We start from the raw sequence: 23,985 nt of genomic DNA, 5'->3' as shown, positions 1-23,985 counted from the left end.
CGTGGCCCGGCAGACGGCCGCGCCAGCCCGGTACGGTATCATTGACGACCGGCCGCGGCGCCCATGCGCGCGGCCCATGACCCCCCGCCCGGCCCGTGCCGGGCGGTGACGCTTATCCATTTCCGAGGCGGGCAGCGCGCCTCGCCGACGCCCGGTTTCCGGCATATCTGAAAGACCCGATCCCATGCAGTTGTTGTTCGAGGAAGGCGGCGAGATCCGCGCCGGTACCGTGCTGAATCAGCAAGGCGAGGCCTATCAGGTCGAATTGCCCGCGGGCAAGCGCACCAAGGTCAAGTCGCGCGACGTGCTGCTGCAGTTCGCGCAGCCGAGCGCGGCCGAGCTGCTGTCGCAGACGGCGGCGCTGACCGGCGAGATCGATCTCGATTTCCTGTGGGAATGCGCCCCCGAGCAGGAGTTCGGCTTCACCGACCTGGCCGCCGAGTACTACGGTGCGTCGGCCAGCCCCGCGCAACAGGCGGCGCTGGCGATGGCGCTGCACGGCAATCCGGTCTATTTCCGCCGCAAGGGCCGCGGCCGCTACCAGCGCGCGCCCGAGGACCAGCTGAAGGCAGCGCTGGCCGGGCTCGAGCGCAAGCGCCAGCAGGCGCTGGTGCAGGCCGAATACGAACAGCAACTGAAGGCCGGCGTGCTGCCCGAGGCGTTCCGCGGCAAGGTGCTGACGCTGCTGTTCAAGCCGGACAAGAACAGCCTCGAGTACAAGGCGCTCGATGCCGCGTGCACCGCGCTGGGCAAGTCGCCGATGCGGCTGATGATCGAGGTCGGCGGCGTGCCGAACGCGCGCGCGCTGCACGAGGCCCGCTTCCTGTCCGAGTGCTTCCCCAAGGGCACCGGCTTTCCGGAGATCATGGTGCCGGAGCCGGGCGGCGACCTCCCGCTCGCGCCGGTCGAGGCGTTCTCGATCGACGACGTCACCACCACCGAGATCGACGACGCGCTGTCGGTGATGCCGCTGGACGAGGGGCGCCTGCGCATCGGCATCCATATCGCGGCCCCGGGCCTGGGCATCCGCCGCGGCGATCCGCTCGACGCGATCGCGCGGCAGCGGCTGTCGACGGTCTACTTTCCGGGCGACAAGATCACGATGCTGCCGGACGCGGTGGTCGAGCGCTACACGCTGCAGGAAGGGCGACAGTGCCCGGCGCTGTCGCTGTACGTGACCTACGATCCGGCCGCGCAGCAGATCCTCGCCAGCGAGACGCGCGCCGAGATGGTCAAGATCGCCTCCAATCTGCGCCACAACCTGCTCGACGAGGTGGTGACCGAGGCCGCGCTGACCGAAGGCAGCGGCGACTATCCGTTCCGCGAGGCGCTGACCGCGCTGTGGGGCTTCGCCAATTTCCTCTACGACGAGCGCCAGCGCGCGCGCGTCGCCAGCGGCCTGCGGCCGGAGTCGCACAGCCGCGCCGACTACAGCTTCTATCTGGACGAGCAGCCCGACGGCAGCCAGCGCGTGCGCATCGAGCAGCGCAAGCGCGGATCGCCGCTGGACAAGATCGTCGCCGAGCTGATGATCCTGGCCAACAGCACCTGGGGCAAGCTGCTGGCCGACCACGGCGTGCCGGGCATCTACCGCACGCAGAAGGCCTGGGGCATGCATCGGACCCGCATGCAGACCTATCCGGCTCCGCACGAGGGGCTGGGCGTCGCGCAGTATGCGTGGAGCACCTCGCCGCTGCGCCGCTATGTCGATCTGGTCAACCAGTGGCAGATCATCGCGGCCGCGCAGCACGGCGTCACCGCCAAGCTGGTGGCGCCGTTCAAGCCCAAGGACGCCGACCTGCTGGCCGCGGTGGCGGACTTCGAGGGCACCTATGCCGCCTATGCCGAGCACCAGTCGACCATGGAGCGTTACTGGTGCCTGCGCTGGCTCGCGCAGGAGAACCGCGAACGCATGATGGCGACCGTGCTGAAGGACGGCGCGGTGCGCTTTGCCGAGATCCCGCTGGTCACGCGCGTGCCCGAACTCGCGCAGGCCGCGCGCGGCACGCAGGTGCTGCTCGAGATCGCCGGCACCGACGAGCTGACGCTGGAAGTCAGCTGTCGGGTGCTGGAGGTGTTTGCCGGCGAGGGTGAGCTGCCGGCCGAAGAACTGGAAGGCGATGAAGAATCGGCGGAGGTCTCCGCCGAAGCGGCCGCCGAGGTGGCGGCCGAGCAGGCCGCGGAAGAGGCCGCCGAGCAGGGCGCCGAGACGGTGCCGGAGACATTGGAGGGTACCGGTACCGAAGCGCCGGCCGAAGCCATCCCCGGCGAAAGGGCCAACGACAACGCCAACGCCAACGCCAACGCCAACGCCAGCGCCGGCGACGGCGCCGATGGTCGCGACGGCGCTGCCAGGACCGCCGGCAACGGCGGCCCCGCTGCCTCCTGATCCAGGCCTGCCGTGAACCTCGCCCGCGCTTCCCGCCAGTGGTGGCAAGGCAGCAGCACGATGGCCAAGGCCATCGCGATCTCGCTGGCCGTGCATGCGCTGCTGCTGGCAGTGCGCTTCGGCGCGCCGGAGGCCTTCGAGATCAAGCGCAGCGACACCGCGCTCGACGTGGTGCTGGTCAATGCGAAGTCGGGCCAGCAGCCGCTCAAGCCAGCCGCGCTGGCGCAGGCCGATCTCGACGGCGGCGGCGACCACGAGCAGCAGCGTGCCAGCACGCCGCTGCCGGCGCAGCCCATCCCGCGCGAGGGCGATCTGGTGCGCCAGGTGCAGCGCCGCGTCGATCTGCTCGAGGAGCGCCAGCAGCGGCTGATGACACAGCTGCGCGAGAGCGCGCCGCCGGTCCACAGCCAGCCGCTGCGTCCGGGCGAACGCCGTCTCGATACCCCGGCGCGCGGCCAGGACGAGCACGATTCGCTCGACGAGATGGCGCGGCTGGAGGCCGAGATCGCCCGCAATCTGGAGCACTACGCGCGCCGGCCCAAGCGCCACCAGATCACCGCCACCAGCGCGCAGCAGGTGGTCTACGCCCGCTACTACGACCGCCTGCGCAAGAAGATCGAGGCGCGCGGCACCGCCGACTTCCCTCGCCGCGCCGGCCAGCCGCTGTACGGCGAGCTGATCGTGGCGATCAACGTCGACCGGCATGGCCGGCTCGGTTACGAGCGCGGCGGCTACCGCGTCGACGGCGTCGAGCTGGTCAAGAGCTCGGGCAACGCCGCTCTGGACCGCCAGGCCATCGCGATCGTGCGCGCCGCGGCGCCGTTCGGCGAGTTTTCGCCGGAGATGCGGGCCCGCTACGATATTCTCGAAGTGATTTCGACGTTCAAGTTCTCGCGCAGCGGACTGGAAACCCGGCTGCAATCCCGGTTGCCGTCCCAGGCACCATCGCCGCTGCCATCCCGATAAATGCCCAACGCTACCGACATGCCCAACGCTGACCTCGCCGTGGACCGCTATGCCGTGGTCGGCAACCCGATCGCGCACAGCCGCTCGCCGCAGATTCATGCCGCCTTCGCGCGCCAGACCGCGCAGGCGCTCAGCTACGAACGGCTGCTGGCGCCGCTGGACGGGTTTGCCGACATCGTGCGCCGGTTCTTCGCCGAGGGCGGCCAGGGCCTGAACGTGACGACGCCGTTCAAGGTGCAGGCCTTCGAGCTGGCCGACCGGCTGACGCCCGGCGCCGAGGCCGCCGGCGCGGTCAACACGCTGTGGATGGAGGACGGCCTGCTGCACGGCGACAACACCGACGGCGTCGGCCTGGTGCGCGATATCGTCGATCGTCTCGGCGTCGAGCTCGAAGGGCGGCGCATCCTGCTGCTGGGCGCCGGCGGCGCCGCGATGGGCGCGATGCTGCCGCTGATCGATTGCCGGCCCGACCGCATCGTGGTGGCCAACCGCACCGCCGACCGCGCCAGCGAGATGCTGGAGAACTTCGCCGAGGCCGCCGGCGAGGCCGGCGTCGAACTGTGGGGCGGCGGCTTCGAGGCGCTGGCCGGGCTGTCCGAGGAGGACGGCTGCGAGGTGGTGATCAACGCGACCGCCGGCAGCCTCCAGGGCGAGGTGCCGCCGGTGCCCGAGGCGCTGCTCGGCGAGGGCGTGCTGGCCTACGACATGATGTACGGCGCCGAGCCGACCGTGTTCCTGCAGTACGCGGCGGCGCAGGGCGCCCGCACCGCCGATGGGCTCGGCATGCTCGTCGAGCAGGCGGCGCAGGCCTTCTACCTCTGGCGCGGCGTGCATCCCGATACCGCGCCGGTGCTCGAGGAACTGCGGGCCGCGCTGCGGGCCGAAGCCGGGTGCGAAGCGGCTGCCGAACCGGGACCCAAAGCGGCGGCCGAACCCCAGGCCAAACCGCACGGCAAACCGCAGGCCGGACGCTGACCTCGGGCGCATCCCGTTCTTCCGCTACGCCGACTGACCGACGCGAGTTCCGCCTTGGCCCAACGCAAACGCGCCGTCCGTTCCCGTGCCGCCGCCGCGTCCGCGCGCGCCGGCACTTCCGCGCCGCTGCGCTGGCTCGCATGGCTGCTGGGCAGCGTGCTGGCCGGCGTGGTCGCGATGCAGGTCTATTTCTTCCTGCAGATCGCCGCGTGGCAGGTAGTCGATCCCGGTCCGACCTCGTTCATGCGCGCCGAGCGCTGGCGCCTGTGCGGCTGGAATGTCTGGAGCTGCGGCATCGAGCGGCAGTGGGTGCCGTATGGCGAGATCTCGCGCAACCTGAAGCGCGCCGTGATCGCCAGCGAGGACGCCGACTTCGTCAATCATCCGGGCTACGACTTCGACGCGATGCTGGAAGCCTGGGAGCGCAACAAGAAGCGCGGCCATATCGTGCGCGGCGGGTCGACCATCACGCAGCAGCTGGCCAAGAACCTGTTCCTGTCGCCCGAGCAGCATTACCTGCGCAAGGGCCAGGAACTCTTGATTACCTGGATGCTGGAGTTCTGGCTCGACAAGCAGCGCATCTACGAGATCTATCTGAACTCGGTCGAGTGGGGCGAGGGCGTGTTCGGCGCCGAGGCCGCCGCCCGGCACTACTTCAGGACCAGCGCCGGCCGTCTCAGCGTGGGCCAGGCGGCGCGCCTGGCGGCGGCGCTGCCGGCGCCAAAATGCTTCGACAAGAAGCAGTACTGCGCGCATGTGCGCGTCAACTTCCGCGCCAAGGCCGGCATCATCGCGCGCCGGATGGGCTCGGCCACGCTGCCGGACTGATGAGGGACGGCAGCGGGCAGCCCGCCGGGCGGCCCGGTCGTCGCGGCGCCGGGCCTTGGGGCTTCTAGCTGAGCCAGCCCTTGCGGCGGAAATAGATCAGCGGAATCGCCGCCGACACCGCCATCAGCGCAATCGCCCACGGATAGCCGCCGGCCCAGTCGAGCTCGGGCATTACCTTGAAGTTCATGCCGTAGACGCTGGCGATCAGGGTCGGCGGCATCAGCGCCACCGACACCACCGAGAACAGCTTGATGATCTTGTTCTGGTTGATGTTGATGAAACCGACCGTGGCGTCCATCAGGAAGTTGATCTTGTCGAACAGGAACGCGGTGTGGTTCTCGATCGAGTCGATATCGCGCAGGATCTGGCGCGCCTCGTCCTGCTGCTCGGCGGACAGCAGCTGGCTGCGCATCAGGAAGGACAGCGCCCGCCGGGTGTCCATCACGTTGCGGCGGATGCGGCCATTGCGGTCTTCCTCGCGCGCGATGGTTTCGAGCACATCGGCCGCCGCGGCGTCGGTCACGTTCTCGGCCAGCACGCGCTTGCTGGCGTCCTCCAGCCGTTCGTAGATCTCCTCGATCGAGTCGGCCGAGTACTCGGCGTCGGTCGCGTACAGATCCATCAGCACGTCCTTGGCGTTGCGCACCGAGCCAGGGCGCATGCGGGCGCGCAGCCGCACCAGCCGGAACACCGGCAGGTCCTCGTCGTGGATGGAGAACAGCACGTCGCGCGTCAGCACGAACGCCACGCGCACGTTGCGCGAGACCTCGTCCTCGTCGAGCAGGAAGTCGGTGCGAATATGGATGTTTTCATCCTCGCCCTCGAAATAACGCGCCGAGGCCTCGAGGTCGCCGAGGTCCTCGAGCTCGGGCAGGGCCACGCCGTAGGCTTCCTTGATCCAGTCCAGTTCCTCGTCGTCGGGGCTGACGACATCGATCCAGATGGGCTTGTGCTGCAGCAACTCGTTGCGGTCGTCGACCTGCTCCTGGGCGAGCCGGCCTTTCTGCAGGACGAACAGATTGATCATCCCCGGTATTCCTTATGCCGTGCGATGAAGAAAAGCGGCAGGCAGGCTTGCGGCACGGCCGGGCCGCGCCCTTCGCGACGGCGAATGGCGGGCTCGAAGGCAAGCGTGATCGCGCTGCGCGGACGGGCCGTGCAAGGCGATGGCGTTTGCCGTTGATGGCTGGCAAGCCGGGTGAGGGAAGTCCGCAACAACGCGGCGGGCCTGTTGAAGCGATGGCCGCCGGTGGCAGTACGGAAAAAACACTCGCCCGCAGTGTGCTGCGGGCGGGTTCGGCGAGCGTCCGACCAGGATGGTCCGGACGGGTTCGTCGTTACGCAGCCCGCAGTGACATGGCATTCGTAGAGGTCGCGGCTTTGCCGCGGCAACTCGAACACCCGATGCTACTGCCCACGTAATTTCTCCGGGATTATGGATGGGCGCGAGTGTAGCCCAACGCGACCGCGTTTGTTAAGTGAAATCTGGATGAAGCGTCACCGCGGCCGTGGTACGGGGTATGAGGCACGGTTCGACTGCGGCTGCGGCTCTGCCCGCCTTACGCGCGACGGCGCAGCCGCGGCATCAGCAGCGGTACCAGCAGCACCGAGGCCAGCGCGGCAAACATCAGCACGATCGCGGCGTAGTCCTGCCAGTGGGGCTGCTCGCCCAGCATCCACATGCCGGAGAAGACCCCGACCACCGGGATGAACATGATCGACAGGCTCGATACCACCGGCGGCAGCGAACGGGCCAGCGCGAACCAGACCAGATGGCAGAAGGCGAACACGACCACCGCGTTGTACAGGATCGCCGCCCATTCGATCGCGTTCGGCATGCGCCAGCCGTCCTCGAACAGCAGCGTGCCGGCCAGCAGGAAGGGCAGCGCGACCGCCAGCATCCAGAAGGTCAGCGTCCCAAGCGGGATATCGACGGGGGTGCGCTTCATCAGCTGGGTGCCGTAGCCCCAGCCGGCCGCGGCGGCCAGCATCATCACGGTGCCGGTCGGGCTGCCGGTCAGCGCGCCGAACTCGCTCGACATCAGCAGCAGCGTGCCGGCCAGCGCGCAGCCGATGCCGACCCAGGCCCAGGCCGAGATGCGCTCGCGGAACAAGACCAGGCCCCAGACCACGGCCCAGATCGGCATCGTGTAGCCGAGGATCGCGGCGCGGCCCGAGGACAGCATCTTGACCGCGCCGATCGCCAGCAGGTGCCAGATCACCATATTGGGCAGCGCCAGCTTGAACACCGTGCCCCAGGTCTCGCGCGGCAGCGTCAGCGGGATGCCCTTGGCGCGCAGCGCCAGCCCCAGCGCGATCAGGCCGCCGGCCATGCACAGCAGGCGAAAGCCCAGCGGCGGGAAATGGGCCACGCCGATCTTCATCACGGGCCAGTTGACGCCCCAGGCGAGCGTCAGCGCGACGAGCAGGGCAAGGTTGCGGCGATCGAGAGTCATGGAGGGGAGGCGGTTACCGGTGCGTTACCGCTCTTTCTATTGGTTTCGTCTGTCGGAAAAGCGCAAGGAAGATAGCATGCAACGGGTAAAATTGCCGGCAACGACCCGACCGTCGCCGGCCGCCGCGATTCTCTGCCCGTGCCGACAGACGATAGCCAACGGTCCGCCGCGGCCCATCCCGGGCCCGGATGCCACGCATTCGAGCGATCCATGACCCGTCCTTCCGTTCCTCCCGTCCCGTTCACCGAGCAGTTGACCCAGGCCTGGCGGCGCAACGATTCGCTGCTGTGCGTCGGGCTCGATCCGGATCCGGGCAAGCTGCCGCTGTCGCTGACCGGCGCCGGCGGCGCGATCTTTTCCTTCTGCCGCGAGATCGTCGACGCCACCGCCGACCTGGTCTGCGCCTTCAAGCCGCAGATCGCCTACTTCGCCTCGCAGCGCGCCGAGGACCAGCTCGAGCAGCTGATCCACTATATCCACGACGCACATCCCGGCATCCCGGTGATTCTCGACGCCAAGCGCGGCGACATCGGCTCGACCGCGCAGCATTACGCGATCGAGGCGTTCGACCGCTATCAGGCCGATGCCGTCACGGTCAGCCCCTATATGGGATTCGATTCGGTGGAGCCGTATCTTGCCTATCCTGAGCGCGGCGTCATCGTGCTGTGCCGGACCTCGAATCCGGGCGGCTCCGACGTGCAGTTCCTGCAGGTCGAGGGCAAGCCGATCTATCAGCTGGTGGCCGAGCAGGCCGCGGCGCGCTGGAACACCACCGGGCAGATGGGGCTGGTGGTCGGCGCGACCTTCCCGAACGAGATCGCCAAGGTGCGCGAGCTGGTCGGCGACATGCCGCTGCTGATTCCAGGCATCGGTGCCCAGGGCGGCGATATCGAAGCCACGGTCAAGGCGGGTCGCAGCGCCGACGGTACCGGCATGATGATCAATTCGTCGCGGGCGATCCTGTACGCCAGCCGCGAGAAGGACTTCGCCGCGGCCGCGCGCCGCGCCGCGCTGCAGACGCGCGACACGATCAACCGTTTCCGCCAGGGCTGAACGGCGGGGCCGCTGCGCCTGGGTACTTGGGTACTTGGGTACTGAGGTGCTCGGGTGCTCGGGCGCTCGGGTGTTGGGCGAACGGGCGAACGGGCGAACCGCCGCCCCGGCGCTCAGGCCTCGTTGCGCACCAGGTCGAGCAGGCCGCGCATCGCATGCTCGGCGGCCTGGCGGCGGATCTGCTGGCGGTCGCCCTTGAAGCGCTGGGTCTCGACGCGGGTCACGATGCGGTTGCTCCAGCCGAAGCAGACCATGCCCACCGGCTTCTCCGGCGTGCCGCCGGTCGGGCCCGCGACGCCGGTGATCGACAGCGCCACCTGGGCACGGCTGTTGAGCAGCGCGCCCTCGGCCATCGCGTGCGCGACTTCCTCGCTGACCGCGCCGAAATCGCGGATCAGCTTGGCCGGAACGCCGAGCATGGTGCTCTTGGCTTCGTTCGAGTAGGTGACGAAGCCGCGCTCGAACCAGCCGGACGAACCGGCGACGTCGGTGATGGCGGCCGCCACCAGGCCGCCGGTACAGGACTCGGCGGTGGCGACCATCAGCGATTTTTCCTTGAGGGCGATGCCGGCCTGGACGGCAAGCTGGTCGAGCAAGCGGCTGATGGACATGATGACGGCTCTCGTGCTGGCGGTGAATCGGTACGGTTCGGATGCGGCGGCGTGGATGCGCTCAGAACGAGCGCCACAGCGCGAACACCAGCAGCGTGTAGAACGCCGCGACCAGATCGTCGAACATCACGCCAAAGCCGCCGCGCAGGCCCGGGCCCTTGAGCGTGCGGTCGTAATAGGCGATCGGCGCGGGTTTGGCCATGTCGAACAGCCGGAACCACAGGAAGGCGGCGAACTGGCCCCAGAAGCCGGTCGGCATCACGAAGGCCAGCACCAGCCAGAACGCCACGATCTCGTCCCACACCATGCTGCCGTGATCGTGCACGCCCATCGCCCGCGCGGTCCGTGCGCAGGCCCACAGGCCAATCAGGAAGCCGCCGACGATGATCCACAGCCAGGCGGACGGCTGCACCCACAGCGAGATCACGACGAAGGACAGCCAGCCGTACAGCGTGCCGACCGTGCCGGGCATCACCGGCGACAGGCCGGAACCGAAGCCCAGCGCGATGAAATGCGCGGGGTGGGACAGCATGAAGCGCGCCGTCGGGCGCAGGATCTTGGCGGTCTGACCGACCTCCAGCGTCATCGCGGGATCGGTAGACGCCGAACCGGGAGGATAGGCGGACATCAAGGTATTTGGCTCGTTTGTTATCGCGGTCGGAGGCGGGACTCGCCGGCGCGGCAGGCGGCCGGCGGCGCGGCGCTCCGCCGCATGGCGGCATCATGACATGCCGCCGTCCGGCTGTCAGGGGTTGGCGAAATGATCGAAGCTTCGGGCCCGGAAGGAGACGGGCCCGCCACCGGCATCGACCAGGCGCAACCCGGGCTCGGCGGTGATCGTGCCGACCCGGGTCAGCGGCAGCGCCAACCGCTCGGCCAGCGCGGCCAGCGCTTCGCGCGTCCCGACCGGGGCGGTGAAGCACAGCTCGTAATCGTCGCCGCCGGCCAGCACGCATTCGAGCTGGCAGTCGCGCGGCTGGCTTGCCAGGACCTCCGAGCGCGGCAGCGCATCGACGTCGAGCAGCGCGCCGACCTGCGATCGCTCCAGGATATGGCCCAGATCGCCGACCAGCCCGTCCGAGATATCGAGCGCGGCATGGGCCAGCCTGCGCAGCGCCATGCCAAGCGCCACGCGCGGGGTCGGCGTGTCCATGCGCGGGCGCACCAGCGTGAAGTCGGGCTCGGGCAGCAGCCATTCGCCGCGGCAATCGCCCAGCGCCAGGCGCGCATCGCCCAGCGTGCCGGAGATCCAGATGTCGTCGCCCGGGCGGGCGGCGTCGCGGCGCAACGCGCTGCCCCGCGGCACGTCGCCGAACACCGTCAAGGACAGCGTCAGCGGGCCGCGCGTGGTGTCGCCGCCGACCAGCTCGCAGCCATGCGCGTCGGCCAGTTCCAGCATGCCGGCGGCCAGTTCGGCCAGCCAGGCGGGATCGGCTTCGGGCAGCGCCAGCGCCAGCGTGAAGGCGCGCGGCTCGGCGCCCATCGCCGCCAGATCGGACAGATTGACGGCCAGCGCCTTGTGGCCCAGCGCGCGCGGCGGGACGTCGGGGAAGAAGTGCCGGCCGCTGACCAGCATGTCGCTGCTGACCGCCAGCAGATGGCCCGGGCGCGGATCCAGCAGCGCGCAGTCGTCGCCGACGCCCAGCACGGCCTTGCGGGCCGGACGGGTGAAATAGCGGCGGATCAGTTCAAACTCGGAAAGCGGCGCGGAAGGATCGGCGGAGGGATCGGCCGAAGGGTTCGCCGAGGGATCGGCGGAAGCGGGCGCGGCTGGGGCGGCGTCTGTCGAAGGCATGCTGGAGTCGGCTCGGAAACCCGCCCGGCGGGGCGCGGCAGGAAGGCGGGAGAGTCCTGGGAGTCTGGTGACGGCGACGCCGGACGGAAGCTCGGACGGCATGCGTGGCTGGTCAGTCCCGCCCGCATCCGGCATATTGTACCGAAACGCAAAGGTGCCTCTCGCAAAACGCTTATTGTGAAATAAAATTTCACAATATAAAATGCGGGGCTCGATCAGGAGACAGCGGGCAGGTGGAGCCGGCCCGCGAGGGTGTGTTCCCACCGTTTTCCGCTTCGTCAAACACGGCTCCACAGACCGGAAGATGCGCCGATGACCAGTCCTTCGCAGCCCGCTTCGCAGCCGAATTCGCAGGCACTCTCGCAAGACGAACTGAAACAGCAGCAGCGCGAGGCGCTGCGCAAAGCCGCCCTCGAGTATCACGAGTTTCCGACCCCGGGCAAGATTTCGGTCACGCCGACCAAGCCGCTGTCGAACCAGCGCGACCTGGCGCTGGCCTACTCGCCGGGCGTGGCGGCCGCCTGCGAGGAAATCGTCGCCGACCCGGCCAATTCCTTCCGCTACACCGCGCGCGGCAATCTGGTCGGCGTGGTCACCAACGGCACCGCGGTGCTCGGCCTGGGCGACATCGGCCCGGCGGCATCGAAGCCGGTGATGGAAGGCAAGGCGGGCCTGTTCAAGAAGTTCGCCGGCATCGACGTGTTCGATATCGAGATCGACGAGAAGGACCCGGAGAAGCTGGTCGACATCATCGCCTCGCTGGAGCCGACCTTCGGCGGCATCAACCTCGAGGACATCAAGGCGCCGGAATGCTTCTACGTCGAGCGCAAGCTGCGCGAGCGGATGAAGATTCCCGTCTTCCACGACGACCAGCACGGCACCGCGATCGTGGTCGGCGCAGCGGTCATCAACGGGCTGCGCGTGGTCGGCAAGGACATCAAGGACGTCAAGCTGGTGGCCTCGGGCGCGGGCGCCGCGGCACTGGCCTGCCTGGACCTGCTGGTCGATCTCGGCCTGCCGCTGTCGAACATCTGGGTCACGGACCTGGCCGGCGTGGTCTACGAGGGCCGGACCGAGCTGATGGATCCGGAGAAGGCGCGCTTCGCGCAGAAGACCGACAAGCGCAAGCTGGCCGAGGTCATCGACGGCGCTGACATCTTCCTGGGCCTGTCGGCCGCCGGCGTGCTCAAGCAGGACATGGTGCAACGCATGGCCGACCGTCCGCTGGTGCTGGCGCTGGCCAACCCGAATCCGGAAATCATGCCGGAGCAGGTCAAGGAAGTGCGGCCCGACGCGGTGATCGCCACCGGCCGCACCGACTATCCGAACCAGGTCAACAACGTGCTGTGCTTCCCGTTCATCTTCCGCGGGGCGCTGGACGTGGGCGCGACCACCATTACCAAGCAGATGGAAATCGCCGCCGCGCACGCCGTGGCGGAATTGGCGCGGCAGGAGCAGAGCGATATCGTCGCTACCGCCTACGGCATCCAGGACCTGTCGTTCGGCCCCGAATACCTGATTCCGAAGCCTTTCGATCCGCGCCTGATCGTCAAGGTCGCGCCCGCCGTGGCGCAGGCCGCGATGGACTCCGGCGTGGCGACCCGCCCGATCGAGGACATGGAGGCGTACAAGCTGCAACTGCAGCAGTTCGTCTACCACTCGGGCACGCTGATGAAGCCGATCTACGCCGCCGCCCGCAAGGTGGCGATGGAGAAGAAGCGCATCGTGTTCGCCGAGGGCGAGGAAGAGCGCGTGCTGCGCGCGGTGCAGGTGATCGTCGACGAGAAGCTGGCCAACCCGATCCTGATCGGCCGCCCGGCCGTGCTGACCCACCGCATCGAACGCTTCGGCCTGCGCCTGCGCATGGGCGTGGACTTCACCGTGGTCAACCCGGAACACGACGACCGCTTCCGCGACTACTCCGACACCTACTACCGGATGATGGCGCGCCAGGGCGTGACGCCGCAGTACGCCAAGCTCGAGATGCGCCGCCGCACCACGCTGATCGGCGCGATGCTGGTGCACAAGGGCGAGGCCGACGGCATGATCTGCGGCACGGTCAGCAATACCGCCGCGCATCTGCGCTACATCGACCAGGTGCTGGGCGGCACCAACGAGGTCTATGCGGCGATGAACGGCCTGGTGCTGCCGGGCCGCCAGATCTTCCTGGTGGACACCCACGTCAACGTCGATCCGAGCGCGACGCAACTGGCCGAGATCACGATCATGGCCGCCGAGGAGCTCAAGCGCTTCGGCATCGAGCCCAAGATCGCGCTGCTGTCGCACTCGAACTTCGGCTCGTCCGAGGCGCCGTCGGCGCAGAAGATGCGCGAGACGTTGGCCATCCTGCGCGAGCGCGCGCCGGAGCTGGAGGTCGACGGCGAGATGCATGGCGACTGCGCGCTGGACCAGAAGCTGCGCGACCAGCTGGTGCCGGACGGTACGCTCAAGGGCGAAGCCAACCTGCTGGTGTGCCCGAACATCGACGCGGCCAATATCGCCTACAACCTGCTGAAGACGGCCGCCGGCAACAACGTCGCGATCGGCCCGATCCTGCTGGGTGTCAATGCGCCGGTGCACATCCTGACGCCGTCGGCGACGGTCCGCCGCATTGTCAATATGACGTCGCTGGTGGTGGTGGACGCCGCGGCGAAGCGGTAAGACCTCGCCACGCGAGTGGAGGAGCCGGGGCATGCCCCGGCTTTTTTATCGCCGCTGAAACTCGGTTAGTGTGCGCATACATTCCATTAACGCATTGAAACAATTCAGGTTTTCGCCGTCACCGAGGCGCGGGGATTGATTATTTAACAGCTTGCGCGTAACCTAGCGCCTTCGATGCAGGCGATCCGTCGACCGCGCTTGGCGTTGGATTGCTGCGCCACCAGACCAGACAACGTGGGTTCCCCGACTTCTTTGCCGCAACGCGCATCGCGCTCCGACAAGATCCTGCAACGGGTCCAGCCTTCGCTCCAACGGGTTGCGCGCGGAGTTCTGCACACCTTGGCTGCGTTGGCCGTGGCGGCCACGCTGGCGCAACCGGCTCAGGCGAAGCAGTCCCCGGAGGTGCTGTCGGATACGCTGGGAACCATTGCAGTGCAGCAACTGCCCAACGAGGCACAGCAGACGCTGCAGCGCATCGAGGCCGGGGGGCCGTATCCCTACGCAAAGGATGGCTCGCGGTTCGGCAACTATGAACGGATCCTGCCTCGGCGGCCGCGCGGCTATTACCGTGAGTACACGGTTGCCCGTCCGGGCAGCCGGAATCGGGGTGCGAAGCGAATCGTCTGTGGCGGCGAACAACGGGCCGCCAACGACTGCTATTACACGGAAGACCACTACAACAGCTTCAAACGGATAATCAGATGATGACTGACATTTTCGGACTGGGCGACGCCCTTGCCGCCCGCGAAGAGCGCGGCGCCGGAGATGGCTGGCAGCGGGCTCAACAACATGCCCAGAACCTTTATGACAGTGTGCTGATGATGCCCCGCTACGAGGTCGCGCACAATAAACTGCCGCCGGCGTCGCCGCAGGACGGCAACGCCGAAGTGGCCTGCGGCAGGGAGGCCGCGTTGAACCTGTTCAAGACCGTGCGACCCAATATCGTTCAGTCGATCCGCGCCTTCCGCGTGCCCGAGCTGGCACAGGCTGCCGCCGACCTCGGCCAGCATTTCCTCTACGCCAATTGCGCCCATTGCACGACCAAGGGCGAGGTGCTGGAAACCATCGCCACCGCGTTCCTCTTTCCGAAGCACTTCGGCAAGAACTTCGATGCGCTGGCCGATTGCCTGACGGACATGATCCACAAGGCCGGCGCGCAACCCGGTTTCGTCATCGTGCTCGAAGGCCTGCCGTGCGCGCAGAAGTTCGACAAGGAAGCGCGCGAGACGCTGCTCGACGTGTTCCGCGACGCCGCCGAGTTCTGGGCCGAGCGCCGCGTGCAATTCCGCGTGTTCTACTCGTTCGCCTGACCCCGTCAAGCCGGCGCGTTCGCCGGATTCCCGCGCATCGCCGCGCAGGAACCTCGGATAGAAAAGGCCCGCCAAAACGGCGGGCCTTTTTTGCGTGCAAAACGGCGCGGCGGCCGTCCCGATACGTCGCGGAAACGATCAGGCCGCCGGCGGCACCTGGCCCTGCGGCGTCAGCTGATCGATCAGTTCCGGCAGGCCGGCGCTGAGCTGCGCCGCGACGTCGTCGCGCGACATGCCGGTGCTCGAGGACAGCGTGTCGAGCGCGCCGGTGCCTTGCAGCGCCTCGGCCAGCGAGGACGGCGACACCGGCTGATTCGGACCGGTGCCGATCCACGAGGACACCTGCTCGCCCAGTCCCGCCTGCGCGAGGATCTGCTGCAGCGCGCCGATGCCGCCGGCCGCGGCGCCGATCGTCTGTGCCTCGCCGGCCGCGCCGCCCTGGCCGCCGAGCAGGCCACCCAGCAGCGAACCGAGATCGAGCCCGCCACCGCCGCCGGCCAACCCCCCGAGCACGCCGCCCAGTCCGCCCGCCATGCCGGCCGGGTCTTGCGTCGCCTCGGCGCCACCCTGGCGGCCGCGCATGGCCAGCATCGCCAGCAGGCCGAGCGCCAGCATCATCTTCGGATTCATGCCGGCTTGGCCGGATTCGCCGGCCTGCGCCGGATTGGTTTGGCCGAGCACGCCGCCAAGCACACTATCGAGCAGTCCCATCTTCAGCTCCTTGTTGTTGATTCGTTTATCGGACCGGCCGGTGCCATGCTGCGCGGACCGGCTCGGCTCGATAGCGGTCGACGGCGCGGTGCCGTCAGAATCCGCCCAGCAGCGCGTTCAGCGCGGCCAGGCAGGCCAGACCGGCGGTCTCGGTGCGCAGGATGCGCGGTCCGAGCGACACCGCCGTGAAACCTTGCGCCAGCGCGGCGCGTTCTTCCTCGGGCGACAGTCCGCCTTCGGGCCCGATCAGCAGCGTGACGCCGCTGGCGATCCAGTCGTCACGGTGTGCCTGCGCGAGGGCCACCAGCGTCGATTCGGCGCGCGGCGATACCAGCAGCCGCTGTTCGGCATCGGCCGGAATCGCCGCCAGCCACGCCTCCAAGTTAGCCACCGGCGACACCGCCGGCAAGCGATTGCGCCCGCATTGTTCGCAGGCCGCGGTGACCAGCGCCTGCCAGTGCGCGTGGCGCTTCTGCGCACGGTCGCCGCTGAGCCGCACCACCGCGCGCGCGGTCTGCAGCGGCTGGATCGCACCGACGCCAAGCTCGACGGCCTTCTCGATCAGCCAGTCCATCTTGTCGCCTCCGGCGATGCCCTGGGCCAGCGTCACGCGGAAGGGCAGTTCGCATTCGGCCGTGTCGCGCGCGCCGACCTGTGCGGTCGCGCTGCGCTTGCCGATCTCGACCAGCGTCGCGGCATGGCTGCCGCCGCGCCCGTCGAACAGCGTGATGGGCTCGCCGGGATGCAGGCGCAGCACCTGGACATGGCGCACCACCGCCTCGGGCAGCGGCAGCAGGGTATCGGGGGCAAGCGGTTGATCGACGTAGAAGCGGGGTGGCATCGAATCCAGGGAAAATCGGTCAGGCGGGGCGGGTCCGCAGGATGGGCGCGACAACCGCCATGGGCAATATGGGCAACATGGGCGACAGGGCCGATATGGGCAACCGGGCCGACATGGACCCCATCGCGGCATCGGACCCCGGCATCCGGGCGGTCAGGCTGTCAGTCGCTCAGGCAGCCTCAGAACCGGTGGCCGCGGCGACGGCCTGGTCCAGCGGCCGCGCGAAGCCCCAGCGGTAGCCGTCGAGGTCCTCGACCATGCAATAGCGGTCGCCCCAGAACTGGTCGCCGGGCGCCATCAGGCTGACCGCACCGGCCGCCACCGCGCGCGCATGCATCGTGTCGACGTCGTCGCAGTAAAGGTAGAAGGTCTGTGGGCATTCGAAGCCGGTCGAGCGCGGCGTGCGCGCGGTGCTGCCCCATGCGCCCTCGGGGGCGAACATCACGACCAGCTCGCCGTGATAGTGCATCTCGGCATGGGTGGGCACGCCGTTCTCGTCGACCACATTGCCAGGCACGAAGCCGAAGGCGCGGCTGTAGAAGTCGAGCGCGCGGCGTGCATCGCTGACGGTCAGGTAGGGAATCAGCCAGGGCGTGTTGGCAGGTTTGGTCATGATGGTGTCCTCCCGGATTCCGTACGGCAGGGGCGCCGGGGTGGGCGCGCCTGCACGCAGGCTCCACGGTGGCAGGCATCGCGCGCGAAGCGAACGCCGGACGAGCGCTGCGCCTGGCTTGCCGCAAGTCCCCCCGGTGGAGCGGTCAGCCGAGCATATCATGCCGATGTGGCGCCGCCGTCGAACAGCGGCTGCAGGTGGCGCGGCAGCGCGAACAGCGCCGCATGCAGGCCGGCGTGATAGCAGCGCAGCGCGCCGTCGAGCTGCCAGTCGGCGAGCCGCGCGGCCAGCATGGCCGGATCGGCGGCGCGCACGTCCAGCGTGTCGCTGGCGACCGCGATCGCCCACAGCGCCCCATAGACCGGAATCGCCACCGTCATCGGCTGCACCACGCGGAAATGGTCGCGCAGCCGCCGCCACAGCAGCCGCGCCGTGTCCGGGCGATGGAAGGGCGGGCCCAGATGCAGCGACATCGCGCCGCCCGGCGCCAGGCAGTCGTGCGCGGCCTGCAGGCCGCGCGCGCCGAACAGCGCGGCCGCCGGACCGTCATCGTCGGCCTCGGTCAGATCGAACACCAGCAGGTCGAAGCGGCGGCCGGCATCGCGCAGCGCCTCCATCACGGCCAGGCCATCGCCGATTTCCAGCGTTACGCGCGGGTCGCCGAAGGCGCCGTGGTGGATACCCGGCAGCCAGCGCCGCGCCAGCCGCACCACCTCGGCATCGAGCTCGGCGACCACGACCTCGCGCATGCCCGGCAGCCGCAGCAGTTCGCGCGCCGAGCCGCCGTCGCCGCCGCCGATCACCAGCGCGCTGGCGGCATTGCCATGGGCCAAGGCCATCGGGTGGATCATCACCTCATGCTGGATGAATGCGTCAGCTTCCGCGCTCATGATGCGGCCATCGAGCCGGAACACGCGGCCGAACAGCGGATGCTCGCCGATCTCGACGTGCTGGTGGGGCGAGTGCACCGAGGCCCGGAGGGTGATGTCAGCTAGTGTGGAGCCGACGCCGCTCGTCAGCCATTCGCGCCATTCGAGGGCCGCCTCGGAAGGCGCGGGCGGGGTCGCCGCCGTACCGGAAACGTCGCCTCGTTCTGGTAAAATCGCGCTTTTCCCGCCGCCAATTTCCCGCCGCATGTCTCACCTCGCACACCCAGCCACCAGCCCCTATGCCAGCCAGCCCGCGTCGCTGATGGCCAATGCGATCCGCGTCCTGGCGATGGACGCCGTCCAGCAGGCCAATTCGGGCCACCCGGGCATGCCGATGGGCATGGCCGATATCGCCGTCGCGTTGTGGAGCCGTCATCTGAAGCATAACCCGGTCAATCCGAAGTGGGCCGACCGCGACCGCTTCGTGCTGTCCAACGGGCACGGCTCGATGCTGCTGTACGCGCTGCTGCATCTGACCGGCTACGAGCTGCCGATCGAGGAGCTGAAGAACTTCCGCCAGCTGCACAGCAAGACCGCGGGCCATCCGGAATACGGCATCACGCCGGGCGTCGAGACCACCACCGGCCCGCTGGGCCAGGGCATCACCAACGCTGTCGGCATGGCGCTGGCCGAGCGGCTGCTGGGCGAGGAATTCAACCGTCCCGGCTTCGACATCGTCAACCACTACACCTATGTCTTCCTCGGCGACGGCTGCCTGATGGAAGGCATCAGCCACGAGGCCTGCTCGCTGGCCGGCACGCTGCAGCTGAACAAGCTGATCGCGCTGTGGGACGACAACGGCATCTCGATCGACGGCGACGTCGAGCACTGGTTCTCCGACGACACGCCGAAGCGCTTCGAGGCCTACGGCTGGAACGTGATCCGCGCGGTCGATGGCCATGATGTCAACGCGATCGATGCCGCCATCGCGCAGGCCAAGGCCAGCGACAAACCGACGCTGATCTGCTGCCGCACCGTGATCGGCAAGGGCTCGCCGAACAAGCAGGGCGGCCACGACGTGCACGGCGCCCCGCTGGGCGGCGCCGAAATCCTGGCCACGCGCGAGGCGCTGGGCTGGAGCCACGCTCCGTTCGAGCTGCCCGAAGAGGTCTACACGGCGTGGGACGCCAAGGCCAACGGCGCGGCGCTGGAGAAGGCCTGGACCGCGCTGTTCGAGGGCTATTCGGAGCGTTATCCGTACGAAGCCGGCGAGTTCGAGCGCCGCATGCGCGGCGAGCTGCCGGGCGCGTTCGACGCCGCGGTGGAAGCCTACCTGGCCAAGTGCGAGGAGAAGGCCGAGACCATCGCCACCCGCAAGGCCAGCCAGAACGCGATCGAGGCGCTGGCGCCGGTGCTGCCCGAACTGCTCGGCGGCTCGGCCGACCTGACCGGCTCGAACCTGACCAACTGGTCGGGCAGCAAGGCGGTGCGCGTCGATGCCTGGGGCAACCACATCAACTATGGTGTGCGCGAGTTCGGCATGAGCGCGATCATGAACGGCATCACGCTGCATGGCGGCTACATCCCCTACGGCGGTACCTTCCTGACCTTCTCGGACTACAGCCGCAATGCGCTGCGCATGGCGGCGCTGATGAAGATCCGCACGCTTTTCGTGTTCACCCACGATTCGATCGGCCTGGGCGAGGACGGTCCGACCCACCAGTCGATCGAGCATGTCGCCAGCCTGCGCCTGATCCCGAATATGGACGTCTGGCGCACCGCCGACACCACCGAGACCGCGGTGGCCTGGGCCGAGGCAATCCGCCGCCAGAATGGCCCGAGCTGCCTGATCTTCAGCCGCCAGAACCTGCCTTTCCAGAAGCGCGACGACGCCACCCGCGCCAACATCGCGCGCGGCGGCTATGTGCTGCGCGACAACGTCGACCCGCGCACCGGCCTGCCGCATGCGGTGATCGTGGCCACCGGCTCGGAAGTCGGCCTGGCGGTCGGCGCGGCCGACCAGCTGGCCGCGGAAGGCATCCGCGTGCGCGTCGTGTCTGTGCCCTCGACGACTGTGTTCGACAAGCAGGATGCGGCATACAAGTCGGCAGTCCTGCCGGCGGGCGTGCCCCGCGTGGCGGTCGAGGCCGGCGTCACCGACTTCTGGTGGAAGTACCAGGTGCAGGCGGTGGTGGGCATCGACACCTTCGGCGAATCCGCGCCGGCTGGCGTATTGTTCAAGCACTTCGGTTTCACCGTCGAGAACGTGGCGAACACCGTCAAGAGCGTGATCTGACTTCGAGGGACGTGCGGGCGCGGCGGCGCTGCCGTCGCCGGCCCGGGCGCCCGCAGCTTTTTCTACTTCCCGTTCAGGAGACGTACCATGACCATCAAGGTTGCCATCAACGGCTATGGCCGTATCGGCCGCAACGTGCTGCGCGCCCACTACGAAGGCGGCAAGAAGCATGACATCGAGATCGTCGCGATCAACGACCTCGGCGATGCCAAGACCAACGCCCACCTGACGCAGTACGACACCGCCCATGGCAAGTTCCCGGGCACCGTGTCGGTCGAGGGCGACTACATGGTCGTCAACGGCGACAAGATCCGCGTTCTGGCCAACCGCAACCCGGCCGAGCTGCCGTGGGGCGAGCTGGGCGTCGACGTGGTGATGGAGTGCACCGGCTTCTTCACCTCGAAGGAAAAGGCCTCGGCCCACCTGGCCGGCGGCGCCAAGAAGGTCATCATTTCCGCGCCGGGCGGCAAGGATGTCGACGCGACGATCGTCTACGGCGTCAACCACAACGTGCTGAAGGCCTCGGACACCGTGATCTCGAACGCCTCGTGCACCACCAACTGCCTGGCCCCGCTGGTCAAGCCGCTGCATGAGAAGCTGGGCGTGGTGACCGGCCTGATGACCACGGTGCACGCCTACACCAACGACCAGGTGCTGACCGACGTCTACCACGAGGACCTGCGCCGCGCCCGTTCGGCGACCCAGTCGATGATCCCGACCAAGACCGGCGCCGCCGCTGCGGTCGGCCTGGTGATGCCGGAACTGAACGGCAAGCTGGACGGCTTCGCGATCCGCGTGCCGACCATCAACGTGTCGCTGGTCGACCTGTCGTTCGTCGCGGCGCGCGAAACCACCGTCGACGAAGTGAACGCGATCCTGAAGGCCGCCTCGGAAGGCGAACTGAAGGGCATCCTCGACTACAACACCGCACCGCTGGTGTCGGTCGACTTCAACCACAACCCGGCTTCGTCGACCTTCGACGCGACGCTGACCAAGGTGTCCGGCAACCTGGTCAAGGTGTCGAGCTGGTACGACAACGAGTGGGGCTTCTCCAACCGGATGCTCGATACCACCGTAGCGCTGATGAACGCCAAGTAATCGTTCGTAGTGGATGTGGATGGCCGATGTCGCCGCTTTGGCGGCGACTCGGAAGCGGCGCCCTGTGGCGCCGTTTTTCATGGTCAGTGTGCGCTACCACACGCTCGCGCTGTAAAATATGGCAAATACGACACACGGACCCTTCCACGGAGGGGTTCCCGGGCGGGTAAAAATGGCGTTTTCGCTTCCCCCAAGTGGCGATTTGATCTTACACTAGCCTTAGTGTCCTCGCGTGCGCTCGCCTGGCCACGCGTATCAAACCTGAACTGGGCGTGATCATGGTGAACGTTGACACCAAGCTGCTCGTGATCTTCACCGAGTTGCTCAGCAAGCGGAACGCGACCTATGTCGCGGAGAAGATGCACATGACGGCGCCGGCGGTGTCCCACTCGCTGGGCCGCCTGCGCGAGATCTTCGACGATCCGCTGTTCATCCGCGTCCCGCATGGCCTGACGCCGACGCCGCGCGCGCTCGAGCTCGGTCCGAAGATTCGCGAGATGCTCGACCTGTGGGCCTCGATCAACGAGGGCGACGTCGACAATTTCGATCCCGCGGTCGCGTCCGGCACGCTGCATATCGGCTTCGCCGCCGAACTCGGGGATACGGTATTCAACCGCTTCGTGCTGCGCCTGGCGCAGCTCGCCCCCGAACTGCACATCCGCCTGGTCGAATCCCATTCGTGGGAGGCCGACGTGGCGTCGATGCGCGCCAACGAGCTCGACCTGGCATTCTGCGCGCTGCCCACCGGCCACCCCGAGATCGTCGAGGAAACGGTGGCCTCGCTGAACCTGTGGGTCTGCGCGCGCAAGGGACATCCGTTGCTGCAGACGGCCTGCACGCTCGACCACTATCTCGAATGCGGCCATATCTTCATGGCCTCCGCGGGCGGCACCGGGCGGCCGGCGCCTTCGCTGATTCCACTGGACTACGCGTTGCAGCAGCGTGGCCTGAAGCGCAACGCGGCCCTGACCGTGCATTCGTGGCGGGCCCAGGCCGAACTGGCCGCGCAGACCGACATGATCTTCACCGTCAACGCGCTGACCAAGGATGTGGCGTGCGAAAGCTACGGCCTGAACGCGTTCCCGCTGCCGGCCGAAATCCAGACCACGCTGGGCCTGAACATGTTCTGGCACCGCAGCCGCAACACGCATCCGATGCTGGTGTGGGCGCGCGGGCTGTTTCGTCAGGTCGTGGCCGAATTCGTCGGTGCGCCGGCGCCCGGGCTGCCGCAGCGCATGGCCGAGATCGAGCGCGAGCAGGCCTAGGCCGCGCGGCCTCGCTGCACATCGCTCCACAATAAAAAACCGGCGTCAGGCGCCGGTTTTTCCTTGCTGCGTGCCTCGTCGCACGCGGTCTCCGTATCAGCGCTTGGGCCGATGCGGGCAAGCGGTCTTGGTGCAATTGCCATACAGCGACAGCGCATGCTCCTGCAGCGCGAAGCCGCGCTCGCGCGCGATGCTTTGCTGGCGATGTTCGATCTCGGCGTCGAAGAATTCCTCGACGCGCCCGCAATCGAGGCAGACCAGGTGATCGTGGTGCTTGCCTTCGTTGAGCTCGAAGATCGCCTTGCCCGATTCGAAGTTGTTGCGCGACAGCAGGCCGGCTTGTTCGAACTGGGTCAGCACCCGATACACGGTGGCCAGCCCGATATCCATATGCTCGTTGAGCAGGATGCGATAGACGTCTTCCGCGCTCAGATGGCGCTGCTCGCTGGTCTGGAAGATTTCGAGGATCTTCAGCCGCGGCACGGTCGCTTTCAGGCCGATATTTTTGAGTTCCGCCGGACTCGGCATGGGCGTGACTCCCTAGAGTACAATGTCTGGATTGTTGAATCATAAGGGTTTTGCCGGCAAAAGTCGCCCGGCGTCGCCGGTGCCGGCAATGCGCTGAGCCCTTCACGCGGCGGCGAGCGCGTGTCCGCGCGGGCACGTTGCCGGACACGTCGTGCGGGCCGTCCATCCAGCCCACCGCCCGGCACTTTCCCTTTCTTCGGTAGCGAGAACTGCGAGTTACATGGATTCCATTCGAACATCCGCCCTGCGCCCGGCGCTGCTGACCACGCTTCTGGCAGCCATCACGCTGGCCTCCGCCGCCTGCTCGACCTACGACAGCACTTCCCGCAAGATCGCCAGCGCGATCACGCCGTACCGGATCAATATCGTCCAGGGCAACTTCGTCTCGCGCGAAGCCGCGGCGCAACTGCGCGAAGGCATGACGCGCGACCAGGTGCAGTTCCTGCTGGGCACGCCGCTGCTGACGGACGTGTTCCACGCCAATCGCTGGGACTATGTGTTCTCGTTCAAGCGCGGCAACACCCAGGTGGTGCAGCAGCGCCGCTTCACGGTGTTCTTCGACAATGATCGCCTGGTGCGCTTCGGCGGCGACGAATTGCCGTCGGAATACGAGCTGATCGCCGAAATCGACGGCATGAAGCGCACGCCGGACGCAAAGGGCACCAAGTCGGCCCCGCAGCAGGCCGCCGCCCCAGCCGAGCAGCAGACCGAGCAGCCGCA

The 23,985-nt window shown here is 68.0% G+C and carries 21 protein-coding genes and 1 pseudogene; 12 read left to right on the top strand and 10 right to left on the bottom strand.

The window, feature by feature from the left end; translation table 11 throughout:
• The first annotated feature begins 184 nt into the window (after positions 1 to 184).
• The 4 genes and pseudogenes from AC6EI8_RS09820 (at position 185) to mtgA (ending at position 5,158) form a co-directional block, all read left to right on the top strand.
• The gene (locus AC6EI8_RS09820; RefSeq protein WP_498381828.1) at positions 185 to 2,389 is read left to right on the top strand and encodes a ribonuclease catalytic domain-containing protein; all 2,205 of its coding nucleotides are present in this window, start codon (positions 185 to 187) and stop codon (positions 2,387 to 2,389) included.
• Positions 2,390 to 2,449: 60 nt separating this feature from the next.
• Positions 2,450 to 3,355, top strand: coding sequence for an energy transducer TonB (locus AC6EI8_RS09815; protein ID WP_190286285.1), 906 nt, complete (start codon positions 2,450 to 2,452; stop codon positions 3,353 to 3,355).
• Between the two features lie 18 nt (positions 3,356 to 3,373).
• Positions 3,374 to 4,240 (top strand): annotated as a pseudogene (aroE, locus tag AC6EI8_RS09810) (shikimate dehydrogenase); the annotation flags it as partial.
• 216 nt (positions 4,241 to 4,456) lie between these two features.
• Positions 4,457 to 5,158, top strand: coding sequence for a monofunctional biosynthetic peptidoglycan transglycosylase (gene mtgA / locus AC6EI8_RS09805; protein WP_149317078.1), 702 nt, complete (start codon positions 4,457 to 4,459; stop codon positions 5,156 to 5,158).
• Between the two features lie 64 nt (positions 5,159 to 5,222).
• On the opposite strand, the gene corA is transcribed toward mtgA, so the two are convergent.
• Both corA and AC6EI8_RS09795 read right to left on the bottom strand, forming a co-directional pair.
• The gene (gene corA, locus AC6EI8_RS09800; protein ID WP_149316622.1) at positions 5,223 to 6,185 is read right to left on the bottom strand and encodes a magnesium/cobalt transporter CorA; all 963 of its coding nucleotides are present in this window, start codon (positions 6,183 to 6,185) and stop codon (positions 5,223 to 5,225) included.
• Between the two features lie 532 nt (positions 6,186 to 6,717).
• A complete protein-coding gene (locus AC6EI8_RS09795; protein ID WP_498381827.1) occupies positions 6,718 to 7,614 on the bottom strand; it encodes a DMT family transporter in 897 nt (298 codons plus the stop codon).
• 210 nt (positions 7,615 to 7,824) lie between these two features.
• Between AC6EI8_RS09795 and pyrF the strand changes: the two genes are divergently transcribed.
• Positions 7,825 to 8,667 (top strand): orotidine-5'-phosphate decarboxylase, encoded by an 843-nt coding sequence (gene pyrF, locus AC6EI8_RS09790; RefSeq protein ID WP_149316624.1) that lies wholly within the window; start codon positions 7,825 to 7,827, stop codon positions 8,665 to 8,667.
• A 113-nt stretch (positions 8,668 to 8,780) separates the two neighbouring features.
• Here the strand turns inward: pyrF and AC6EI8_RS09785 are convergent, their stop codons facing one another.
• The 3 genes from AC6EI8_RS09785 to thiL all read right to left on the bottom strand — a co-directional run bounded on the left by AC6EI8_RS09785 (position 8,781) and on the right by thiL (position 11,073).
• Positions 8,781 to 9,278: a CinA family protein gene (locus AC6EI8_RS09785; protein WP_149316625.1), complete on the bottom strand. Its 498-nt coding sequence runs from the start codon at positions 9,276 to 9,278 to the stop codon at positions 8,781 to 8,783.
• A 61-nt stretch (positions 9,279 to 9,339) separates the two neighbouring features.
• The gene (locus AC6EI8_RS09780) at positions 9,340 to 9,906 is read right to left on the bottom strand and encodes a phosphatidylglycerophosphatase A family protein (protein WP_498381826.1); all 567 of its coding nucleotides are present in this window, start codon (positions 9,904 to 9,906) and stop codon (positions 9,340 to 9,342) included.
• 117 nt (positions 9,907 to 10,023) lie between these two features.
• Complete coding sequence (gene thiL / locus AC6EI8_RS09775) at positions 10,024 to 11,073, bottom strand: thiamine-phosphate kinase (RefSeq protein ID WP_498381825.1); 1,050 nt, start codon at positions 11,071 to 11,073, stop codon at positions 10,024 to 10,026.
• A 312-nt stretch (positions 11,074 to 11,385) separates the two neighbouring features.
• Between thiL and AC6EI8_RS09770 the strand changes: the two genes are divergently transcribed.
• The 3 genes from AC6EI8_RS09770 (at position 11,386) to AC6EI8_RS09760 (ending at position 15,044) form a co-directional block, all read left to right on the top strand.
• The gene (locus AC6EI8_RS09770; RefSeq protein WP_149316628.1) at positions 11,386 to 13,734 is read left to right on the top strand and encodes an NADP-dependent malic enzyme; all 2,349 of its coding nucleotides are present in this window, start codon (positions 11,386 to 11,388) and stop codon (positions 13,732 to 13,734) included.
• A 330-nt stretch (positions 13,735 to 14,064) separates the two neighbouring features.
• Positions 14,065 to 14,439 carry a guanyl-specific ribonuclease gene (locus AC6EI8_RS09765; RefSeq protein ID WP_498381834.1) on the top strand — a complete coding sequence of 125 codons (375 nt, stop codon included), beginning with the start codon at positions 14,065 to 14,067 and terminating at the stop codon, positions 14,437 to 14,439.
• Positions 14,436 to 15,044, top strand: coding sequence for a barstar family protein (locus tag AC6EI8_RS09760; protein WP_149316629.1), 609 nt, complete (start codon positions 14,436 to 14,438; stop codon positions 15,042 to 15,044). Before AC6EI8_RS09765 ends, AC6EI8_RS09760 begins: the two co-directional genes overlap by 4 nt.
• Before the next feature lie 138 nt (positions 15,045 to 15,182).
• Here the strand turns inward: AC6EI8_RS09760 and AC6EI8_RS09755 are convergent, their stop codons facing one another.
• The 4 genes from AC6EI8_RS09755 to AC6EI8_RS09740 all read right to left on the bottom strand — a co-directional run bounded on the left by AC6EI8_RS09755 (position 15,183) and on the right by AC6EI8_RS09740 (position 18,177).
• Complete coding sequence (locus AC6EI8_RS09755) at positions 15,183 to 15,755, bottom strand: YidB family protein (protein ID WP_149316630.1); 573 nt, start codon at positions 15,753 to 15,755, stop codon at positions 15,183 to 15,185.
• Between the two features lie 94 nt (positions 15,756 to 15,849).
• Positions 15,850 to 16,596 carry a 16S rRNA (uracil(1498)-N(3))-methyltransferase gene (locus AC6EI8_RS09750; RefSeq protein ID WP_498381824.1) on the bottom strand — a complete coding sequence of 249 codons (747 nt, stop codon included), beginning with the start codon at positions 16,594 to 16,596 and terminating at the stop codon, positions 15,850 to 15,852.
• 169 nt (positions 16,597 to 16,765) lie between these two features.
• Positions 16,766 to 17,209 carry a VOC family protein gene (locus AC6EI8_RS09745; protein WP_149316632.1) on the bottom strand — a complete coding sequence of 148 codons (444 nt, stop codon included), beginning with the start codon at positions 17,207 to 17,209 and terminating at the stop codon, positions 16,766 to 16,768.
• Positions 17,210 to 17,367: 158 nt separating this feature from the next.
• Positions 17,368 to 18,177, bottom strand: coding sequence for a spermine/spermidine synthase domain-containing protein (locus AC6EI8_RS09740; RefSeq protein WP_498381823.1), 810 nt, complete (start codon positions 18,175 to 18,177; stop codon positions 17,368 to 17,370).
• A 166-nt stretch (positions 18,178 to 18,343) separates the two neighbouring features.
• On the opposite strand from AC6EI8_RS09740, the gene tkt reads away from it, so the two are divergent.
• The 3 genes from tkt (at position 18,344) to AC6EI8_RS09725 (ending at position 22,737) form a co-directional block, all read left to right on the top strand.
• Positions 18,344 to 20,374 (top strand): transketolase, encoded by a 2,031-nt coding sequence (gene tkt / locus AC6EI8_RS09735; protein WP_187829091.1) that lies wholly within the window; start codon positions 18,344 to 18,346, stop codon positions 20,372 to 20,374.
• Between the two features lie 87 nt (positions 20,375 to 20,461).
• Positions 20,462 to 21,472, top strand: coding sequence for a type I glyceraldehyde-3-phosphate dehydrogenase (gene gap / locus AC6EI8_RS09730; RefSeq protein WP_006579985.1), 1,011 nt, complete (start codon positions 20,462 to 20,464; stop codon positions 21,470 to 21,472).
• Between the two features lie 278 nt (positions 21,473 to 21,750).
• Entirely contained in the window at positions 21,751 to 22,737 is a 987-nt protein-coding gene (locus tag AC6EI8_RS09725) for a LysR family transcriptional regulator (RefSeq protein WP_149316634.1), read from the top strand.
• A 96-nt stretch (positions 22,738 to 22,833) separates the two neighbouring features.
• On the opposite strand, the gene fur is transcribed toward AC6EI8_RS09725, so the two are convergent.
• On the bottom strand, positions 22,834 to 23,265 hold the full coding sequence (gene fur / locus AC6EI8_RS09720; protein WP_149316635.1) for a ferric iron uptake transcriptional regulator: 432 nt from the start codon (positions 23,263 to 23,265) through the stop codon (positions 22,834 to 22,836).
• A gap of 220 nt (positions 23,266 to 23,485) precedes the next feature.
• Between fur and AC6EI8_RS09715 the strand changes: the two genes are divergently transcribed.
• The coding region (locus AC6EI8_RS09715; RefSeq protein ID WP_498381822.1) for an outer membrane protein assembly factor BamE at positions 23,486 to 23,985 on the top strand (500 nt) is incomplete at its 3' end.

It is taken from the genome of Cupriavidus sp. R6-3, from assembly GCF_059772245.1.
This window is presented reverse-complemented; position numbering and strand designations above follow the sequence as displayed.

Bases quoted from the DNA above. Each gene is read 5' to 3' on its own strand.
- AC6EI8_RS09820 (WP_498381828.1), top strand. From the start codon at position 185: ATGCAGTTGTTGTTCGAGGAAGGCGGCGAGATCCGCGCCGGTACCGTG.
- AC6EI8_RS09815 (WP_190286285.1), top strand. From the start codon at position 2,450: ATGGCCAAGGCCATCGCGATCTCGCTGGCCGTGCATGCGCTGCTGCTG.
- corA (WP_149316622.1), bottom strand. From the start codon at position 6,185: ATGATCAATCTGTTCGTCCTGCAGAAAGGCCGGCTCGCCCAGGAGCAG.
- AC6EI8_RS09795 (WP_498381827.1), bottom strand. From the start codon at position 7,614: ATGACTCTCGATCGCCGCAACCTTGCCCTGCTCGTCGCGCTGACGCTC.
- pyrF (WP_149316624.1), top strand. From the start codon at position 7,825: ATGACCCGTCCTTCCGTTCCTCCCGTCCCGTTCACCGAGCAGTTGACC.
- AC6EI8_RS09785 (WP_149316625.1), bottom strand. From the start codon at position 9,278: ATGTCCATCAGCCGCTTGCTCGACCAGCTTGCCGTCCAGGCCGGCATC.
- AC6EI8_RS09780 (WP_498381826.1), bottom strand. From the start codon at position 9,906: ATGTCCGCCTATCCTCCCGGTTCGGCGTCTACCGATCCCGCGATGACG.
- thiL (WP_498381825.1), bottom strand. From the start codon at position 11,073: ATGCCTTCGACAGACGCCGCCCCAGCCGCGCCCGCTTCCGCCGATCCC.
- AC6EI8_RS09770 (WP_149316628.1), top strand. From the start codon at position 11,386: ATGACCAGTCCTTCGCAGCCCGCTTCGCAGCCGAATTCGCAGGCACTC.
- AC6EI8_RS09760 (WP_149316629.1), top strand. From the start codon at position 14,436: ATGATGACTGACATTTTCGGACTGGGCGACGCCCTTGCCGCCCGCGAA.
- AC6EI8_RS09755 (WP_149316630.1), bottom strand. From the start codon at position 15,755: ATGGGACTGCTCGATAGTGTGCTTGGCGGCGTGCTCGGCCAAACCAAT.
- AC6EI8_RS09750 (WP_498381824.1), bottom strand. From the start codon at position 16,596: ATGCCACCCCGCTTCTACGTCGATCAACCGCTTGCCCCCGATACCCTG.
- AC6EI8_RS09745 (WP_149316632.1), bottom strand. From the start codon at position 17,209: ATGACCAAACCTGCCAACACGCCCTGGCTGATTCCCTACCTGACCGTC.
- tkt (WP_187829091.1), top strand. From the start codon at position 18,344: ATGTCTCACCTCGCACACCCAGCCACCAGCCCCTATGCCAGCCAGCCC.
- gap (WP_006579985.1), top strand. From the start codon at position 20,462: ATGACCATCAAGGTTGCCATCAACGGCTATGGCCGTATCGGCCGCAAC.
- AC6EI8_RS09725 (WP_149316634.1), top strand. From the start codon at position 21,751: ATGGTGAACGTTGACACCAAGCTGCTCGTGATCTTCACCGAGTTGCTC.
- fur (WP_149316635.1), bottom strand. From the start codon at position 23,265: ATGCCGAGTCCGGCGGAACTCAAAAATATCGGCCTGAAAGCGACCGTG.